Raw genomic sequence first — 18,800 nt, 5'->3', positions numbered from 1 at the left:
ACTTGGTAAGGAACGTTAAAAGCCCGGAAGCAGTTTATGACCGTTTTATTTTCAAAGTAAAGATTGACGTCTTGAAGACAATTGGATACAGTGTATTGTATAAGAAACAGTGTTTCTTTCATAATACATCGTATCCATACTAGGTAAAAAGTCTAACATTACAGGGAGGACAACCCAAATGAAAGCAGTGCAACTGAAAAACGGTTTTGGCTTTGAAGAGTTAACCTTGACGGAACTTGACATACCGGTGCCGGGACGGCTGGAAGTTCTGATCCGCATAAGGGCAGCATCTCTGAATTACCGAGATTTGGTAATTATTAACGGAGTAATGCCGATCGGCATTCAATTTCCCTTCATTCCGTTATCCGATGGAGCGGGTGAAATTGTAGCTGTGGGCGAAGGGGTGACAAAATTTCAGGTTGGACAAAGGGTAGCGGCAAATTTACAACAGAAATTCATTGGCGGGAGCACGAGAGCGGAGGTCTTAAAGGACAGTCTGGGAGGCCCGCTCAGTGGAGTGGCGGCTGAATATATCGTTCTGCATGAAGAAGGGGTCGTCGCTATTCCGGATCACCTTTCTTGGGAGGAGGCTTCCACCTTGCCGATTGCGGCATTAACCGCATGGAGCATGCTGATGGAATCCGGCGGGCTGCGAGCGGGGGATACGGTGCTCTTGCAAGGAACAGGCGGCGTTTCCATCTTTGGGCTTCAATTCTCTCTGATGGCAGGAGCACGGGTAATTATCACATCGAGCAGCAATGACAAGCTGGAACGGGCAAAGGCTCTCGGCGCATGGCAGACAATCAACTATTCGGAAGTTCCCGAGTGGGATAAGGTGGCTCTGGAGCTGACAGGCGGCGGAGTCGACCATGTCCTGGATGTAGGGGGAGCGGCAACAATGGCGCAATCCATCAATGTACTTCGTACCGGAGGGACTGTGAGCATGGTCGGATTCTTATCGGGCTTGACCATTCCTGAGTTCGATGTCACCAGCATTTTGCAGAAGGCTGCGACGATTCGCGGCAGCCAAGTCGGTAACCGGGAACATTTCGAAAACATGAATCGTGCCATTTCCCGCCATCGTTTACATCCTGTCATCGACCGGGTATTCCCGCTCAGCCGAATTGGCGAAGCCTTCGCACTTTTGGCTGAAGGAAAACAGTATTTCGGTAAAATCGTTGTTCAAATATAAATGAGCATTTTGCATAAATCCCAAGAGCGATTTCAAATCAGCAATATATAGATCGAAACGGTTTAGTTCGTCTATATAGTGTACTTTCGAGCGTTGGGAATCGAATTATGCAAAATGCTGAAATATTATTCACATCACATAGGAGGCACTCTAATGCCCAGTAAACCTGATTTATCTGTCAAAGATTCTCAAGGAAGAAAGACTAAGAAACCCCGTAAATGGGTACGCAGAACCGGATTATCGCTGCTGGCGGTAATCCTTCTGGGAGTGTTTATTTTTATGCTCATCCCTTCCCCTGTCCAGCCTGCAAAATGGCTTGCACCTTCGGCCCCCTCTTTTGAACAAGCGGGTCCATGGCAACAAAACAACAAACTCAGCTCCGCAGAGCTTGTTACAAATGCCCCTAAGTTTCCGGAATTTATCACCTTTGACATGAAAGGGAATTTATATACGGGAGACTCCGACGGGAAAATTTATAAGGTTGCCTTTGATACTAAGGGCAATCCGCAAAAGGCCCAGCTATATGCAGATACCAAAGGAACGCCCAATGGACTTATGTTTGACGCAAGTGGAAATCTGATCGTTACGGATGTTAAGAAGGGGCTGCTGTCGGTAGATCCTTCCGGAAACGTGACGGTGTTGACCAATCAAGTCGACGGCACACCGATCTATTTGGCCAACGAGCTGGATATTGCCAAAGATGGTACCGTTTATTTTTCTGACACCTCGAATTATGGCAGTGTAGTCTTCAAAGAAATCGCCGAGAACAAGCCGCATGGACGTTTGCTGAAATATGATCCGGCGACCAAGCAGACGACAGTTCTGTTGGAAGGCCTTTATTTTGCGAACGGAGTTGCCTTGTCTGCGGACGAAGATTTTGTACTTGTGGCAGAGTCGTATCACTACCAATTGACCCGATACTGGCTCAAAGGGCCGAAGAAGGGGACTTCGGATATTTTTGCGGATAATCTCGCCGGTTTTCCAGATAACATTACGCGTGATGATCAAGGCCATTTCTGGATCGGTCTCTTCACCACACGTATTCCCTTTGTAGATCAGATGCATGGAAGCCCGTGGCTGGCTGGAATGATGGCCAAATTGCCTCAATCGCTGCTCAGCGGTGCAAGCGCACCTGTGAAGCATGGGCTTGCTGTGGAGCTTAATACGCAGGGTAAACTCATCGGAAGCTGGCATGATCCTGAAGGCTCGCTTTATGGGGTAACCACGGCTGTAAACCATGACGGATATTTATATATAGGTACAGCTCCTGGAGGCAGCCAGGGTGTTCATCGCGTGCTTTTAACCAAATAAGCTTGGGGAGGGTTTAACATGATATTGGATGAGTTGAAATTATCCTGGAAAGCGAAGGAAAGCCTGGCCGGGAAAGTAGCTTTGGTAACAGGCGCAAGCAGCGGCATTGGGGCATCGATTGCAAAAAAACTAGCAAAGCGAGGCGCGTATGTAGCTGTATTGGCACGCCGTCAGGAGCGATTGGATGAATTGGTTCGTGACTTGCACCAAGAGGAATTGTACGAGGTCATGGCAATACCTGCCGATATCCAAAAAGCTGAAGACGTACAGCAGGCGGTCCACGTCATTCTTGAACGCTGGGGGCGGCTTGACATTATCGTTGCGAATGCCGGCTTCGGGTATCGAAGCCCACTGGCAGAAGTGGAACTGGAAAGATGGGAGGAGCTTTACAAGACGAATGTGCACGGTCTTGTCCTGACACTGAAGTACGGACTTCAGCCAATGAGGGAACAGGCCAAGGGGGATGTTGTCATTGTCTCCTCTATTGCAGCGAAGGAAGTGGTTGCCGGAGGGGGACTATACAGCGCTACCAAGTACGGCGTTAGCGCCATAGCCTCTGCATTGCGTTTGGAGACCAGTACACAAGGAATTCGTGTAACTGCGATTCACCCCGGGGCGGTGGCGACGGAATTTTCGCAGGTGGCCGGATATCCCGAGCAGGAAATTCGGGCGTTTGCTTCGAGCGTTTTGCCGCTGCATCCCGATGATGTTGCAGAAGCTGCCCTTTATGCACTAGAGCAGCCGGAGCATGTCAATATTCCAGAGTTGACCATTATGCCTTCGAGGCAGGTCCAGCGGTTCAAATAGAGCGATATTTATTCTGACACAAACCGGGTAAGCATGAACCAAAAAGCGCGAGCTACAGGGGGAAATAACCCTTGCACTCGCGCTTTTTTTATACTAATGAAGAAGCATGACTGTCCAATAAAGTTTAAAACCAGCTTTGGGACAGCTCCATTTACTATAGAGCAGACCATACCCTGTGAAAATTTTGGCTCCACGTTCGCTCATTCAGTCATCGTGAGCACAGCTATAGTGTGATGACGTACAGACCTAGCGGCGTAGTTGCACTGCCGGCGACCATGAAGCTGAAATCATAGCTGGATCTGCCGGGAGGGACGCTGATATCAGCCAATCGGCATACCTTGGTATTATCTCGTAGCAGAGGGATACCATAAACACGATCATCCACACGCACAGACCCGGCGAACGCGCCCCCACGCGGATTGGCGTAGATGCGGACCGTACGGTCCTCGTCACTGTCATTAATGATGGGAATCGTCGCGTTGTATATGGTTCCGAATTGTCCGCGATTATCTAGCGCAGGCCCCAGCTCGCTGCGTTCCCCGGTAAACAGCAGATCGGCAGGAGTCTCGCCGTTCAGCTTTTTGGTGGCACACGCCCGATAGTTGGCGCTCTGCCCCACCACGTACTCTGGCATCCGCGCATTCGTTTCGCAAAAGGACCACACCCCTCGTGGATGCGCCTGTGGTGGAGGTACGGGAGGAAGCGCATCCGTATGAATCTGGCGCAGATCGGTCTGCGTATCCTTGCTGATCACGGTGCGAATCACATAATCCAGCGTGCCGTGACCTTCAGCAAATTCTACTGTGAGGTCATAGATGAATCCGGCCAGCGATCCTTCGGGCAGCTCAAATTCCTCCAGCAGGGCGGTGCCTTTGCCGAATTTATGACGGTCTGCTGGCTTCAGACGTTCCATCGTACCCGCCAAACAACTTTTGGCAATAGACTGCCCGACATCTATAATCCAGTTGCCGTCCTCAGGCACAATCTTAAGGGCACGTTCAATATGACGTACTTCCAGTCCAGCAGCGCTTCTGTTCTCTACGGTGATGCCCAATTTAGCAGCGCTGTCGAGTTTGTTATAATGCCAGCCGAAAATGCGATGCTTGACCGTCCGCGTTGTGGTGCGAACCACATCATGCCACAGGGTGGCTTGCTCGGTAGGTACCGTCACATGGGTAAGCGTCTCCGGGTTATCGCTAAGCATCAGGCGGCGTGTTCCCCCCTCAGTGGCTGACTCCACATCCACATGGATGTTGGGCGGGATCACAGCAGTTTCCACAATCAGATCCTTTGGCTCCTTGGGTCGATGGTTCATGTAAATTCCTCCTTTTATTCAAAAGTGGCACCGTTTTGAGTACATGTATATGGGCAGTTCATAAATATAGGTAACGCCAGGTTCACTTATACAACCTGTTTTGCAAAATATTTTTTAAAATAAATCTCCGTAGGTTATAGCGGCTCTGTTAATGCGCGGAAGCAAGCTTACAAGACTGTTGTTCCCCTTCACCAACGATTCGCAAACAGGTATTGCGTGTATGTTAAGAGCATAAGCTATTGGATGTACAGAGAAGCTACAGGAGGGAAACATGCCTAGAAAAATATGGTGGAAGGAAGTCGTTGTATATCAGATTTACCCGATCAGTTTTCAGGATTCTGACGGAGACGGTAAAGGAGACTTGCGAGGCATTTTGTCCAGGCTGAATTATTTGTGTGAGCTGGGTATTGATGTAATCTGGATTTGTCCGGTATATAAATCGCCCAATCACGATAACGGATATGATATTAGTGATTATTATGCCATTATGGATGAGTTTGGAACAATGGAGGATTTTGACGAACTGCTTCACCAGGCGCATGAACGAGGCATCAAAATCATGATGGATTTGGTATTAAACCATACATCGGATGAGCATCCGTGGTTTACGGAGTCACGCTCGTCCAAGGATAATCCGAAGCGGGACTACTACATATGGCGAACAGGCAAAAATGGCGGATATCCGAACAACTGGGAATCGTATTTTTCCGGTTCAGTGTGGAAATATGACAAGCTTACAGACGAATATTACATGCATCTGTATTCCGAGCATCAGCCGGATCTGAACTGGGAAAATGAAGAGATGGTGGGCGAACTCTACCGCATGGTGGAATGGTGGTTGAAAAAGGGAGTCGATGGCTTCCGCTTTGACGCCATTGCCCATATTGTCAAAGCCGAAGGGTTGCCGGATGCCGATAATCCTGACAAACGAACCTTGGTGAGGGCATATCAGCTTTTTTCCAATTTGGAGCAGGTACATGTGCTTCTTAGGGTACTGAATGAAAAGGTGCTGGAGCGTTATCCCTTAATGACGGTCGGCGAAACGTCCGGTTTAGGACCGGAACAGGCGCTTGATTATGTGGGTGACCAACGGCATGAGCTAAATATGGTTTTCCAGTTTGAACACATGTTTATTGATGCACAAGGGCTAGGGACGGAAAAATGGAAATCCAAGCCGTGGACATTGGTGGAGCTGAAAAAAATAATGAGCAGCTGGCAGACAGTGCTTCATGAGGAAGGATGGAATGCCAATTATCTGAACAATCATGATCAGCCGCGGGCCCTCTCGCGATTTGCTAATGATGGACAATATCGCGTGGAGTCAGCCAAAATGCTGGCAACCTTCACACATATGTTAGAGGGTACACCTTATATTTATCAAGGTGAGGAAATTGGCATGACGAATATCGCATTCCCGTCAATTGATGATTACCGGGATGTGGAAACGTTGAATTATTATGAGCAGCAACGGAAGATAGGTGAACCGGAGGAACAGATTATGGCGGCGATCTGGCGAAAAAGCCGGGATAATGCACGCACTCCTATGCAGTGGGATGCTGGTCCTGCGGCCGGATTTACCGATGGAGAGCCGTGGATGAAGATTAACGATAACTACACACACATTAATGCAGAGGCAGAAAGAAATAATCCGGACTCGGTTTTCCATTATTATCGCAAGTTAATTGCTCTGCGCAAACAACATGAGGTCATAGTCTATGGCGAATACAAGCTACTGTTGCCACTAGATACGGAGCTGTATGTATTCACTCGTATGTTGGGAAAAGAGCGTTTGCTGGTCATTTTGAATTTCTTTGATCGTGATCCGGTGTACCACTGGCCCGAGGAGGACTTTCCTGTCGCTAAGGCGGAGCTGCTGCTGTCCAACTACGAGCCGGTACAAGGGGAACAACTGCATGCCTTGAAGCTGCGCCCATATGAAGCCAGAGTGTATAAGCTAAGCGTGCAATAGGCGTTGCTATCTGTAGAATGGTAAAGGGAAGAAAAGGCTCATAGAGAGACCTTCCCTTTCTTGGCGTTTGGCTAAATGGTAACTGTTGCAGCCAACTCACGTATTTTGGCGATAATCTGGTCTTCTTGATTTTCCCCCTCATTAGGGATCGATTCAGTCGCGAAGGCAGCCAGTTCAGCATGGTGATGAATCATGACGGCATGGTGTGCCTCCCTGAACATCGGAATATCATTCGCATCATTGCCGAAGGCGATAAATTGACGTGGCTGCACACCAAGCTTCTGAAGCGCGTTCCATTTATGGATATTTTGCGGGCTGATGTCCAGCACTTGTTCATTACGGTGTTGATGGATGACTACGCCGAGCGGCAGAAGCTTGGCGGCCAGCTCATCCATATCGTCAGCAGTTAAAATGAGCATTTTTACGATGGATTTCAGGGAAGCCAAAGGCAGCTTTTGCGCCAACTTGCTGATATCCACATTGTTGAGTATAGGATGATCAGCTGCACCCGTATATGCATAATCCCACTCGCTGTCAATCAGGTAGGTGGTTTGGTGTTCCTCCAGTAGTGCGAGCAGGGCATTCTTCACTTCCGGTAAAAAGGATTCCACGTGAGTTATATTGCCTTGTTGGGAGACCATAGAGCCGTTGCCACCAATCAGAGAATAGGTGTAAAAGCGTTTAGGAAGTACGGGTAACATGTCGCGAATCGGCCGTGCCGAGGCAAAAATGACTTCATGTCCCGCTTGAGACAATTGTTCCAGACAGCTTGCGATCTTATCCGACACACACTGCCCCTTGAAGCAAATCGTTCCATCCAGATCAAATACAAAATGCATGATGTACCTCCAAAAAATAGTGCTTTCCAATTCATTTCTTACAGTCATTATATCCATTACCTTCCTTGGTCGTAAACTAAAAAGCCCGATTCACACTGGCTACCATGGGCAGGTGTGAGATCGGGCTGATAACGTATCGGCTCTCATTAAATTCAGTTACTATTTAGTGATAATGTTTCACCTTAAGGTCGTCTAGACTTTTAAACTCATACCCTTGCTTGCGAGCCTCGTCGATGATAGAAGCAAGCGCCTCGGCATTGTCCTTGGATACGGAATGGAGCAGAATGACCGCACCAGGGTGGAGCTGGCTCATGACTTGGCGATAGGCATAGTCTGTTCCTTGCTGAATATTTGTGTCCCAGTCCTTATAAGCTACAGACCAGAATACGCTCGTATATCCGGCCTCTCGACAGGAAGCTAATGCTTTTTCACTAAAAATGCCGCGAGGCGGCCGGACATATTTCATTTCTTTTTGCCCGGTTAGCTCTGCCGATGCATTTCGTACCCGATCCAGCTCAGACCGGATCTCTGCCGAAGAAATGGTGCTCATATCAGGATGGCTCCATGAATGGTTTCCGATAATATGACCCTCACTTGCCATGCGTCGCATCAAAGCAGGCTGGTCTTTTACAAAATGCCCCGTCACAAAGAAGGCGGCTGGGACCTTTTTGGCCTTCAATACATCCAGTACTTTCGGAGTATACCCATTCTCATAGCCGTTGTCGAAAGTGAGAAATAATTCTTTTTTAGTCGTATCCCCCAGAAAGATGCCACCTTGTCTTTCGATCAGGTGCATAAAGCCTTCTTGTGCGATAGAAGGAAGCTCCCCTCCCTTACTTTTTTTAAACCCAAAATGATAAGGCTGTCCGTCAATAGTCTGAGTGGCCCATGCCGGTTCCGCCGTAACTGCCAACATCCCCATAACTGCAACGCATAGCCACAAGGTAAATATTCGCTTCATCTATGTTCCTCCGCTTCCGTCCCGTTCGGGTAAGGTGTGTATGCTTCGGCATATTTCATACCATCTGCAATATCATGCCGATTTATGCAAGGACATGAACTAACCAGACTCAAAACACATATTGACATGAATATTAAATCGAAGTAGTATACTTTATAAAACTTACTAAAATACTCGGATTTAATTCGATCGTTCATGCCAAAGAAAAGCAATCAGCTCAGAACATCTTACATACTTGTGAGAACGGAAGGAGTTAGGACTCATGATTGAACTTAGGAATGTATCCAAAACCTACGTGAGAAAAGGCCTAAGTATTGAAGCGTTAAAAAATATAAATATCAAAGTGGATAAAGGAGATATCTTCGGGTTTATCGGATTCAGTGGTGCAGGGAAAAGTACGCTGATCCGTTTGGTCAATCGTCTCGAGAAAGTAACCAGCGGAGAGGTTCTTGTTGAGGGGGAGCAGTTAAATACCTATTCGACCTCTGGGCTGCGGAAGGTAAGGAAGAAGATTGGAATGATTTTTCAGCATTTTAATCTGCTGGAATCAAAAACGGTGTTCGACAACATTGCAATTCCGTTGGTGCTGCTTAAGCGCAACAAACGGGAAATAGAGGGGCGTGTAAAAGAGCTTTTGGCGTTCATAGGATTGTCGGACAAGGCGAACAGCTATCCCAACGAGCTTTCCGGCGGACAAAAGCAGCGTGTCGGGATTGCACGGGCGCTTGCGAGCAACCCATCCATTTTGCTCTGTGATGAGGCAACCTCGGCGCTTGATCCGCAGACCACACAGTCTATTCTCGACTTGCTTCGCAAAATCAACAAGGAATACAAGATCACCATTTTGATTATCACCCATGAGATGTCGGTAATTCAGCGAATATGCAACAAGGTAGCCGTAATGGAAAAAGGGGAAATCATCGAGCAGGGCAATGTCCTGGAGGTATTCGGGCAGCCGCAGCACCCGACGACGCAAAGCTTTGTACGCACAGTTATTCACGATCAAGTGCCGGACAGTGTACTGCAGACGTTCGAGCAACAAGAGTCGCAACGCATCTACAAGCTGGAATTTATCGGACAGGCAGCTTCCGACCCAGTGGTTCATGAATTGATTCGAAAGCATGATATCCATGTGAACATTTTGTTTGCCAACATGACGGAAATTCAAGAAACGACGATTGGCTATATGACACTCCAGCTGCGCGGTGAGCAGCATGCCGTTCAGCAGGCTGTTGATTTTATCAAGAGCAAAGGAGTCCATATTCAGGAGGTAGAGAGTCTATGATGATTACAGGAACCACGATAACCTGGGATCAACTGTGGGAAGCTTTGTATGAATCCGTGCTCATGGTCAGCATATCATTATTCATTGGCGCCCTGATCGGTATCCCTATCGGTATTTTACTCGTCATCACCCGTCCGGGCGGAATTCTCGAGAACAAATGGCTGCACAATATTTTGAATCCAATCATAAACATTGTTCGTTCCTTACCCTTTATTATCTTGCTGATTGCGATCATTCCGTTAACTCGTCTGATTGTAAATACATCCATTGGGACCAGTGCGGCAATTGTCCCCTTGATTGTATATATTGCGCCATATATCGGCAGGCTGGTCGAAAACTCGCTGTTGGAGGTAAATCCGGGGATACTGGAGGCAGCAGATGCGATGGGGGCGACTCCATTCCAGGTCATTCGATACTTTTTGCTTCCTGAGGCATTCAGTTCTCTGATTTTGTCGTTAACGACAGCATCTATTGGTCTGATTGGTGCTACTGCTATGGCTGGTGCGGTCGGCGGAGGCGGAATTGGCGATCTGGCGATCGCGTATGGCTATCAACGTTTCGATACGCTGGTTATGCTGATTACCGTCATCATTCTAGTCTTATTTGTACAAGGTGTTCAGTCCTTGGGCAACCTATTGTCTCGTAAAGCACGCAGGGGTTAAATTAGATGTTTTTCTTTTTCACCTATTGTCTGTTCATAGCTTGTAATTTTATAATCCATGCGTTCCAACACATTTTCCATATCTTTCATTTTTGCGATGAGCTGCTTGCGCTGCTCTATTAAGAGTTCTTTTCTAGCATTCATCGTTTCATCACCCTGTTGGAATAACCTAACATACTCAATCAAAATTTCAATGGGAAGTCCTACGCCTCGCATACATTTAATATATTCAACCCATCTGCAATCTTCTTCCGTGTAATCCCTGATGCCACTTTTATTACGGTTCACACGCGGAATAAGTCCGATGCGTTCATAATAGCGAAGTGTATCCTGAGATAGTTCAAATTTTTTGCTTACTTCTGCGATCAACATGCAGACTTCACCTCCTGATTTCTGATCAAGAAACGCCCTATGTAAATGGATAGGGCGTTCTTGTCGTTTCTTATTTCGAAACTGTCATTTCATCCATATTTACTGAGCGCCAACTACCGGATGAGGAACATACGGCTCTTCCAGTAATGCAATTTCTTCAGGTGTTAATGTAATCGAAAGAGCAGCTACTGCATCTTCAAGATGAGACGTTTTCGTAGCACCGATAATGGGAGCTGTTACCGGTTCTTTCTGTAGCAACCAGGCAAGTGCGATTTGAACGCGGGGAACTCCACGTTTTTCCGCGATTGCCGCAACCTGCTCCACGATCAATCGATCGGTATCTGCAGTCGCATCGTATTTAGATTTCGCAACTTGATCGGTTTCGGAACGATGTGTTGTTTCTTGCACATCACGTGTCAATCTCCCACCTGCAAGCGGGCTGTATGGAATCACACCGATTTTTTCTTCCTTACAAAGCGGCAGCATCTCTCTCTCCTCTTCGCGATATAAGAGATTTAAATGATTCTGCATTGATACAAATCGGGTCCATCCATTCTTTTCAGCGACATGTAACGCCTTTAGAAACTGCCATGCGTACATGGCAGAAGCACCAATATATCTTGCCTTCCCGGCCTTCACAACATCATGTAATGCTTCCATCGTCTCTTCAATAGGGGTATTGTAATCCCAGCGATGGATTTGGTACAGATCCACATAATCTGTCCCCAGTCGCTTAAGGCTCTTATCTATTTCACTCATGATAGCCTTTCGGGAAAGTCCCGCACCATTCGGGCCGTGATGCATACGGAAATGAACCTTTGTCGCGAGGACAATTTCATCTCGATTTGTATAATCCTTTAAAGCCCGTCCAACAATTTCTTCGCTAGTTCCATCTGAATATACATTCGCGGTATCAAAAAAATTAATACCTAGCTCCAGGGCATTTTTTATAATGGGACGACTGCGCTCTTCATCTAGTATCCATGGGTGAATCCACCGTTCTGCAACCCCAAAGCCCATACACCCAAGACAAAGCCGGGATACATCCAAGCCGGTATTTCCAAGTTTCACATAGTCCATTTGATTATACCTCGCTTTCCTAGATATTGTTTTCTTCAAATGTAGTCTACTCCAGCTACTTACACCGGATATTATTACATTTGGAGTTCACTCCAAGTCAAGCAATTTTGTTGCGGGGATGTCTTCATATAGGACTAATTGTTCAGAATCGGTTCAGTAGGGTTTCGTATAATTCTCTTAGCATAGTTCCTTGGTTGCATAATCCGTAGAACTAAACATGACTAAAGACTTTGATAAAACAGGATATATGCCAATAAATAGCGTCTAGGAGTGGAAATGTTGAAACTTGTAAATCGAAATAAATGGATTGCATCTGCGATGGTATTGGGTATTGCTTCAGGTTCAATCGTATCTCTGCCTTGGGTGGGCGGCGTCCAGACTGCTTATGCAGCGACAGCAGATACGCAAAGCGAAACTGGATTTGTAGCACAAGCCCGCACCTTGGGTTTGATGACAGGCGGTAAGCAGGGCGATTTTATGGCACAAAAGAATTTGACCCGCGCAGAAGCGGCTAAAATTTTGTGCAGTCTGTTCCAGTTGGAAGTTAACAATCAGCCGCAGACTTCTTTTATGGATGTATCGTCCGATGCATGGGGTGCTCCCTATATTGAGGCTGTACGTGCAGCCGGGTATATGACAGGCAACGGGGAACTGTTCCGTCCGGGGGATGCCATTACCAAGGAAGAACTGATCGTGTCACTAGTACGTGCAATGGACTTACAGGATGCCAGCACAGCGAATGCACAGCAAAATGCAGTTCAGGTTGCCCGCTCTTACGGTCTGTTATCAGAGGATGCTTCTGCAACGGATTTGAAAAATCCATTGAACCGGGAGAGTGGTGCAGAAGTATTCGTCAGCCTGCTGGATCATCCGGTAGGAGAAGTGAAATCAGAGGGCAATACCGTTCGAATCGGAAATATCCCTTACCAGTTAGAAGGGTCTTTGCAAGGTTTGTTCGGTGAAAATAACAAAGCTGTATTAAAAGGGGCAAAATTCGACCTTAACCGTAATTTGCGTACACTGACAGGTGTAAATAAGCTGGAAATTAACGCAGACGGCGGCGTTTTTGACGGTAAGGGTGTATCTTTTGAGGGACGCCTAATCGTTAATGGCTCAGTAACCTTGAAGAACATGTCCTCCACAGGCGTTCTGGAAATCAAAGGCTCAGGAACTCAGCCTGTATCGGCCATTTTGGAAAATACGGCATGGTCCGGTGTGGAGCTTGGCTCCAAGGATGCCAAGCTGACCGCAACCGGGACGACGAAGATCGACAACCTGACGCTGAAAAATGATGCATCGATCGTGACCGAGGGAAGTGCCGCGATTAGCCGTGTTTCATTGCAACAGGGACTGGGCAAGCTGTTGGTTAGCGGTAGTATTGGTTTGCTGGATGCATCACAATATGTGGGCGTTCCCTTTATTACGCTGGCTAAGGGAGCTACAATCAACCAGCTTAACCTGCCGGAACAAAAACAGCCGCAGGATGTTATCATTAACTATGATGCGATGAAAGAGGCTGTTAGTCTCGTAAATGGTACGAAGAACTCAACCTCTGCTGGATCGGTTGTCACAGACACAGATAGCAAAGATAAGAAAAAACACGACAGCGACATTGTTAGCGTAGACCGAAGTCAGCTGGAGACAGAAGTCCATGCAGCCAAAGAACTGCTGGAGCGTGCAGGTGAGGGTGGACCGGATCAGGCGCTTTACACGGCCGTAGCGAAGGAAAGCCTGTCCATAGCAATCAATCAAGCTACGCTGGTACTGAACAATACAGCAGCTACACAGTCAGAAGTAGATCAAGCGCTCAGCACATTGAAACAGAATGTTTCTGTGTACACAGCTTCAGTCACAGAACCGGTGATTGGAACACAGGAATTAGTTAGACTGATTCAGGTAGCTTCGACTACCCTTGAACAAAACCGAATGGTTGGCGACGAATTCCCGCCTCTTTGGGATGAATCACTAAGTCAAGCTATTCAATTTGGCAACAATGTGTTGGAAGGGAATGCGCCTCAAAATATTGTGGATCGGGAAGTAAAAAGCTTGCGTCGAGTAATTGAAGTCTACAATGCATCAGTAAAACTCAGAGATGCCTATCTGCATTTTCTTGATGTAACGGATCGCGTGGAGAATTTGAAAACAGACAAAGCACGTTACAAGTCCTTAGTGAGAGAAGGATTAAATGTATATGTGAATCCATTAGCTACAACTGAGCAGTTGGACGAATGGACACAAAAAATAGAAGTTGCTACAGAATCATTCTTGGCACTACAAGCAGCGGACTTCTCAGTGCTTAAAAATACTTTACAAGAAGCGCAGGTTATCTACGATCAGAGTGGTTCTCAAAATGCTGAACTAGACAACCTCATTCAGGAATATACAGAGAAGATGCACACCGCTATGACGCAGCAGGACGTATTGACCTTGAACATGGAGCTGAGTCAAAGACTTGCGGAATTCACTGCGCCAGTGCCTGCTACAACTCGGGAAAAACTGCAACAGCTGGTTCAAGATGTTCAACTTAAACTGCTGTCTGACCCTGTGGCTCGTAATTACTTGAATACGGAAATGCAGCTTTTAGATCAACAAACAGTACAAGCGCACTTTGCACTCATGATGCCGTTTACCCCTGAGGAGCAATTGGTGATCTCTTATAATCAATTAAGCCAGGCTAAAGGGACCTATATTGAAAAGTATAACGAGAAAAGGCTACAATTGAGACACGAAATCATTGAAATGCAGACATCGATCAATGAAGTTTTGGTGCAGAATTCAGGCGCATTAAGCGCTGAAGCCCAGCAAGCCTTGTCTTCTGCTTCAGAGCATGCCTCCATCTTCTTGGGTTTGTCCAGCTTTAAATTACAAGACGTTGTTCCCGTATACGAGGAATTGCAACAGGTAAAGAGCCAGTATGCTGTACCAATAGCGGTGGATACCACGTTGTTAAATTTCAACATAAATTTAGCTAATAATGAAGTTCAGACGTTCGGTCGTCATTATACCGAACAAGATAACGAAGAACTTCAAGGGCAAATTAATCAGGCAAACCTTGTGCTTAATACTCCGGATAGCACACAGCTGCAGGTAGACCAGGCTAACACGGATTTGATTACAGCGTTTTCGAACTACCAATCCAAATGGATAGTAACTGATTATGATATCAATGAGCTCAAGACAATTGCGAACAATCTGCTCACAGCAAATGGTACAGATCCTACGACGGTCTACTTTCACAGAGTAGTGGATGCATTCAATCGTCTGGACCAGTATTATCCTATGCCGGAAATTAAGAAAAATTATATGAATCTGGAAGATGCGATTCAGGAGTATAAAGATTTTGTAGCCAGCCAGCAACAAAACAGCGGAACAGGAAGCAGTGACAGCAACGGTCGAGAAACACCACCAAGCGATAGCGGCGGAACAGGAAGCAGCGACAGCAGTGGTGGAGCAACGCCGCCAAGCGATAGCAGCGGAACAGGAAGCGGCGACAGTAACGGTGGAGCAACGCCACCAAGCGATAGCAGCGGAACAGGAAGCGGCGACAGCAACGGTGGAGCAACGCCGCCAAGCGACAGCAGCGGAACAGGAGGTGGCGACAGCAGTGGTGGAGCAACGCCACCGAGCGATAACAGCGGAGACGATTCAGGCTCGATTCCTGGCGGTGGTAATGATGAAGGTATGATTCCTTAATAAGGGGAATATAGGGAGTAAAAGGGTGTCTAGAAGGGGACGATTCCGCACAGATTTTTGTCTGCGGCGGGCGTCCCTTTTTGCATGGGCAGCGCTTCTAATACAGCTGGTTAGAATAACCGATACTAAAAGATAGACGATATTGAAAAGAGCGGAGGATTTATGAAAAAACAGGGGGTTTTATTTTTTATTATACTTCTGCTTGCGGTTGCGTTGCCGGTGTATCCGTTAGTGTCGGGTGTTTTATCCGGGAACAGTCATTGGAAAGCTCACAACGGTGTTATTGATTTGCGTAATTGGAACCCCGAAAAGGAAGGCCCTGTACAGCTGGGAGGGGAGTGGGAATTTTACCCCAATCAGCTTGTGCAACCTTCATCCTTTCGTGAAATGCAAGATAAGGATTGGGTAAATCATCAGAGTTCTTCAGAGTTGGGGATGGAAAAGGGATCTTCTACCAAGATTGTAGATGTGCCTGGTAGATGGAATCAGTGGATGCCTGAGGGACAGGCGACCGGATATGGAACCTATCATATTCGTGTGCTGTTGCCTGAAAAAGCGGAAAATCTGTATGGCATCTATATGCAAAACATTCGCAACGCCAGTCAAGTATGGATTGATGGAGAAAACGTGGGAGCAAGTGGCATTCCCTCTGTTTCTGCCTACAAGGGCAAGCAGGGCAATGCCCCCTATGTTGGATTTGCAGCGGTAGATGGACATTCAGCTGATATTACCGTGCATGTGGCTAATTATAGCTATTCCTCCGGTGGAATCATTTATCCACTGTTATTTGGGGATTACGAGAGTATTGCGCATAGCCGGGAAGTTGCGATGGCAGAGGACACCGTACTGGTAGCTGGATTTTTTATTCCTACCGTATTTTTTATCATGCTATACCTTTTACGTAAAAAGGAGAAGGCATTGCTTTACTTAGGATGTTTTTGCATCGCGGCTTTATTTTATATTCTGACTCATGGAGAAAAGCTGCTGGTTTGGGGAATACCGGATTTACCTTATGAATGGATACTGAAAATACAGTCGTTCTCTTCAACGCTGTTCTACTATTTTTTGATCCGCTATGTTCATCTTTCGACGCAGATTGTTATGAATCGGATCGTGCTGCGCCTCTATAATATTACAACCGCACTGATGTTGGGTATGGGGCTGTTGTTGCCTACACTGATACTCTCATCCTTTGAAGCGTTTATTCTTCTTTTTGGTGTAGTCAGTGTGGGATATGTATTACTGATCTTGATTCGAGGACTTCTTCAACGGACGGATGACGCTGCACTGCTAGTCATTAGTATTATGAGCATTCTTATGATTGTAGTGACTAGTTTTGTGTATATTTTGGGCTGGGGAGATGTGCGTGGGGTGACAGCCTATGAAATGCTCATATTCGTATTGGCTCAAACGCTTCTGCTGGCCAAACGTTTTGTACATTCGTTTATGGAGGTTGAGAACCTGTCACGACGGTTGCTAACACTGGATGGGTTAAAAGACGAATTTCTGGCGAACACGTCACATGAGCTGCGCACTCCTCTGCATGGAATTATTAATATCGCTCAATCCATGCTAGACCGCTATGGGACACAATTCAATGAGCCGCAAAAGCACAACTTGGCCTTGATTGCGAATGTAGGACGCAGACTTTCTTATTTAATTAACGATATTCTGGATTTTTCTAATTTGAAAAATGGCAGATTAGCCTTAAATCGTCGGCCTGTTAATGTACAGGCAGCTGTAAATTCTGTGCTGGAGGTATTGGGTCATACGGTGGGTAAGAAAAAGCTTCAATTTGTCAAAGAATGGCCCAGTTCGTTGCCCAAGGTGGATGCGGATGAGGATCGGTTGATTCAAATTTTGTACAATTTGTTGGGTAATGCGGTGAAATTTACGGAGGAAGGCGAAATCGTAATCTCTGCCAAAGCGGGGAACCGCGAAATGGAAATCAGTGTGAAGGACACCGGGTCCGGTATTGCCCAAGAGCATCTTTCGCATATATTTGAACCTTTTAACCGAGGGGCGAATGCTGAGGATGAAGGATACAGTGGAACAGGGCTTGGATTAGGCATAGTCCGTCGTCTGGTGGAGCTGCATGGTGGTCATATTCGGATAGAATCTAGATTGGGTAAGGGTTCGACCTTTTATTTTACACTGCCATTAGCGCAGACCGGAACGTTGGCACATGAAGCTCAAAAAGATGTTTCGTCTGCGGTTATATTGCAGCCTGGCGTGACGTCGGGTCAGAATGTGATTCCGGATGAAGAGGATGCCCAAGAGCAAGTTCAGACTGTTCCTTACAAAGTGCTGGCTGTGGATGATGATGAGGTCAATCTTCGGGTGCTGGAGGAGCTATTATATACCACAGGTTGTAGCGTAGTGGCTGTGGATCATGCCGAGGAGGCACTTCACATACTGAATGGCCGTACTCGATTTGACTTGGTCATTACGGATTGGATGATGCCGGAAATGTCCGGTATTGAGCTGTGCCGACGGATACGGGAACGATATTCCCTGTCCGAGCTACCAGTGTTGCTGCTGACGGCACGCGACCTGCCCGGCGATATCCGCGCAGGTTTTATGGCGGGAGCGAATGATTTTCTACGTAAGCCTGTTGATGCTGAGGAATTAAAGGCGCGTGTGCGCACGCTGTTGAACATGCGTCATTCGGCGGAGGAAGCGGTGCGTTCGGAAATGGCCTTTTTACAGGCACAAATCAAGCCGCATTTTCTGTACAATGCATTGAATGTTATTGTATCGACCGTAGCCGTAGACCCGGATAAAGCAGCGGAGCTGCTCATGGAGCTGAGTCAGTATTTGCGGGGCAGTTTTGATTTTCAGAACAGGGAGAATACGGTGCCGTTATCCAAGGAGCTGGAATTGGTAGAATCGTATGTGGCACTGGAAAAAGCACGATTTGAAGAACGTTTGCAGGTGATCGTAGAGGTAGGAAGGAACATCCGGTCGCTTATCCCGCCATTAAGCATTCAGCCCATCGTGGAAAATGCGATACGACATGGTGTGATGCAACGGGCAACAGGTGGAACCGTGCGAGTGATTGTGCAGGAGGATGGAACCGATTTTGTGGTCAGCGTGACCGATGACGGCGTAGGGATTCCGTCCGAGCGACTGGAACAGCTGCTGTCGGAGGATCATGTATCTTCCAGCGTGGGACTGCGTAATATCCACCGCCGTCTTATCCATATGTATGGAGAAGGGTTGCGGATTGAAAGTAATCCTATGCAAGGGACGACGGTAAGCTTCCGTGTGCCGGAAACGATCTCACCCCGGAATACCGATGAATAAAAAAAGTAC

Annotated in this window: 13 protein-coding genes; 8 read left to right on the top strand and 5 right to left on the bottom strand. The window is 47.0% G+C overall.

Going from position 1 to position 18,800, the window contains the following annotated elements; translation table 11 throughout:
* The first annotated feature begins 178 nt into the window (after nt 1-178).
* From ACQW03_RS08965 to ACQW03_RS08955, 3 genes are all read left to right on the top strand, one after another.
* The gene (locus tag ACQW03_RS08965) at nt 179-1,192 is read left to right on the top strand and encodes a zinc-dependent alcohol dehydrogenase family protein (protein WP_220030640.1); all 1,014 of its coding nucleotides are present in this window, start codon (nt 179-181) and stop codon (nt 1,190-1,192) included.
* Between the two features lie 153 nt (nt 1,193-1,345).
* The gene (locus ACQW03_RS08960) at nt 1,346-2,503 is read left to right on the top strand and encodes an SMP-30/gluconolactonase/LRE family protein (protein WP_441949371.1); all 1,158 of its coding nucleotides are present in this window, start codon (nt 1,346-1,348) and stop codon (nt 2,501-2,503) included.
* A gap of 18 nt (nt 2,504-2,521) precedes the next feature.
* Nucleotides 2,522-3,310 (top strand): SDR family oxidoreductase, encoded by a 789-nt coding sequence (locus ACQW03_RS08955; protein WP_441949369.1) that lies wholly within the window; start codon nt 2,522-2,524, stop codon nt 3,308-3,310.
* A 223-nt stretch (nt 3,311-3,533) separates the two neighbouring features.
* Here the strand turns inward: ACQW03_RS08955 and ACQW03_RS08950 are convergent, their stop codons facing one another.
* Nucleotides 3,534-4,625: a hypothetical protein gene (locus ACQW03_RS08950; protein WP_076294511.1), complete on the bottom strand. Its 1,092-nt coding sequence runs from the start codon at nt 4,623-4,625 to the stop codon at nt 3,534-3,536.
* Between the two features lie 271 nt (nt 4,626-4,896).
* Here ACQW03_RS08950 and ACQW03_RS08945 point away from each other — a divergent pair, with 271 nt between their 5' ends.
* Nucleotides 4,897-6,594 (top strand): glycoside hydrolase family 13 protein, encoded by a 1,698-nt coding sequence (locus ACQW03_RS08945; RefSeq protein ID WP_441949367.1) that lies wholly within the window; start codon nt 4,897-4,899, stop codon nt 6,592-6,594.
* Between the two features lie 71 nt (nt 6,595-6,665).
* Here the strand turns inward: ACQW03_RS08945 and ACQW03_RS08940 are convergent, their stop codons facing one another.
* A complete protein-coding gene (locus tag ACQW03_RS08940) occupies nt 6,666-7,433 on the bottom strand; it encodes an HAD-IIB family hydrolase (RefSeq protein ID WP_441949365.1) in 768 nt (255 codons plus the stop codon).
* A gap of 163 nt (nt 7,434-7,596) precedes the next feature.
* On the bottom strand, nt 7,597-8,394 hold the full coding sequence (gene pdaA, locus ACQW03_RS08935; RefSeq protein ID WP_441949363.1) for a delta-lactam-biosynthetic de-N-acetylase: 798 nt from the start codon (nt 8,392-8,394) through the stop codon (nt 7,597-7,599).
* 262 nt (nt 8,395-8,656) lie between these two features.
* Between pdaA and ACQW03_RS08930 the strand changes: the two genes are divergently transcribed.
* Both ACQW03_RS08930 and ACQW03_RS08925 read left to right on the top strand, forming a co-directional pair.
* Nucleotides 8,657-9,679 carry a methionine ABC transporter ATP-binding protein gene (locus tag ACQW03_RS08930; RefSeq protein WP_220030642.1) on the top strand — a complete coding sequence of 341 codons (1,023 nt, stop codon included), beginning with the start codon at nt 8,657-8,659 and terminating at the stop codon, nt 9,677-9,679.
* Nucleotides 9,676-10,341: a methionine ABC transporter permease gene (locus ACQW03_RS08925; RefSeq protein WP_023986716.1), complete on the top strand. Its 666-nt coding sequence runs from the start codon at nt 9,676-9,678 to the stop codon at nt 10,339-10,341. The genes ACQW03_RS08930 and ACQW03_RS08925 overlap by 4 nt, the downstream gene beginning before the upstream one ends.
* Here the strand turns inward: ACQW03_RS08925 and ACQW03_RS08920 are convergent.
* Together ACQW03_RS08920 and ACQW03_RS08915 are read right to left on the bottom strand one after the other, a co-directional pair.
* A complete protein-coding gene (locus ACQW03_RS08920; protein WP_025722906.1) occupies nt 10,338-10,712 on the bottom strand; it encodes a MerR family transcriptional regulator in 375 nt (124 codons plus the stop codon). The two genes, ACQW03_RS08925 and ACQW03_RS08920, sit on opposite strands and share 4 nt — an antisense overlap.
* 99 nt (nt 10,713-10,811) lie before the next feature.
* Nucleotides 10,812-11,792 (bottom strand): aldo/keto reductase, encoded by a 981-nt coding sequence (locus ACQW03_RS08915; protein ID WP_441949360.1) that lies wholly within the window; start codon nt 11,790-11,792, stop codon nt 10,812-10,814.
* A 276-nt stretch (nt 11,793-12,068) separates the two neighbouring features.
* On the opposite strand from ACQW03_RS08915, the gene ACQW03_RS08910 reads away from it, so the two are divergent.
* Nucleotides 12,069-15,485 (top strand): S-layer homology domain-containing protein, encoded by a 3,417-nt coding sequence (locus ACQW03_RS08910; protein WP_441949358.1) that lies wholly within the window; start codon nt 12,069-12,071, stop codon nt 15,483-15,485.
* Between the two features lie 162 nt (nt 15,486-15,647).
* A complete protein-coding gene (locus ACQW03_RS08905) occupies nt 15,648-18,791 on the top strand; it encodes an ATP-binding protein (protein WP_441949356.1) in 3,144 nt (1,047 codons plus the stop codon).
* Nucleotides 18,792-18,800 lie beyond the last annotated feature (9 nt).

Source organism: Paenibacillus sp. DRB1-1, from assembly GCF_052119485.1.
Taxonomy (GTDB): domain Bacteria; phylum Bacillota; class Bacilli; order Paenibacillales; family Paenibacillaceae; genus Paenibacillus; species Paenibacillus polymyxa_B.
The sequence above is the reverse complement of the archived record's forward strand: the minus strand, read 5'-3'. Positions and strand labels throughout refer to the sequence as shown.

Bases quoted from the DNA above. Each gene is read 5' to 3' on its own strand.
- ACQW03_RS08965 (WP_220030640.1), top strand. From the start codon at position 179: ATGAAAGCAGTGCAACTGAAAAACGGTTTTGGCTTTGAAGAGTTAACC.
- ACQW03_RS08920 (WP_025722906.1), bottom strand. From the start codon at position 10,712: ATGTTGATCGCAGAAGTAAGCAAAAAATTTGAACTATCTCAGGATACA.
- ACQW03_RS08940 (WP_441949365.1), bottom strand. From the start codon at position 7,433: ATGCATTTTGTATTTGATCTGGATGGAACGATTTGCTTCAAGGGGCAG.
- ACQW03_RS08955 (WP_441949369.1), top strand. From the start codon at position 2,522: ATGATATTGGATGAGTTGAAATTATCCTGGAAAGCGAAGGAAAGCCTG.
- pdaA (WP_441949363.1), bottom strand. From the start codon at position 8,394: ATGAAGCGAATATTTACCTTGTGGCTATGCGTTGCAGTTATGGGGATG.
- ACQW03_RS08950 (WP_076294511.1), bottom strand. From the start codon at position 4,625: ATGAACCATCGACCCAAGGAGCCAAAGGATCTGATTGTGGAAACTGCT.
- ACQW03_RS08925 (WP_023986716.1), top strand. From the start codon at position 9,676: ATGATGATTACAGGAACCACGATAACCTGGGATCAACTGTGGGAAGCT.
- ACQW03_RS08945 (WP_441949367.1), top strand. From the start codon at position 4,897: ATGCCTAGAAAAATATGGTGGAAGGAAGTCGTTGTATATCAGATTTAC.
- ACQW03_RS08915 (WP_441949360.1), bottom strand. From the start codon at position 11,792: ATGGACTATGTGAAACTTGGAAATACCGGCTTGGATGTATCCCGGCTT.
- ACQW03_RS08930 (WP_220030642.1), top strand. From the start codon at position 8,657: ATGATTGAACTTAGGAATGTATCCAAAACCTACGTGAGAAAAGGCCTA.
- ACQW03_RS08960 (WP_441949371.1), top strand. From the start codon at position 1,346: ATGCCCAGTAAACCTGATTTATCTGTCAAAGATTCTCAAGGAAGAAAG.
- ACQW03_RS08910 (WP_441949358.1), top strand. From the start codon at position 12,069: ATGTTGAAACTTGTAAATCGAAATAAATGGATTGCATCTGCGATGGTA.
- ACQW03_RS08905 (WP_441949356.1), top strand. From the start codon at position 15,648: ATGAAAAAACAGGGGGTTTTATTTTTTATTATACTTCTGCTTGCGGTT.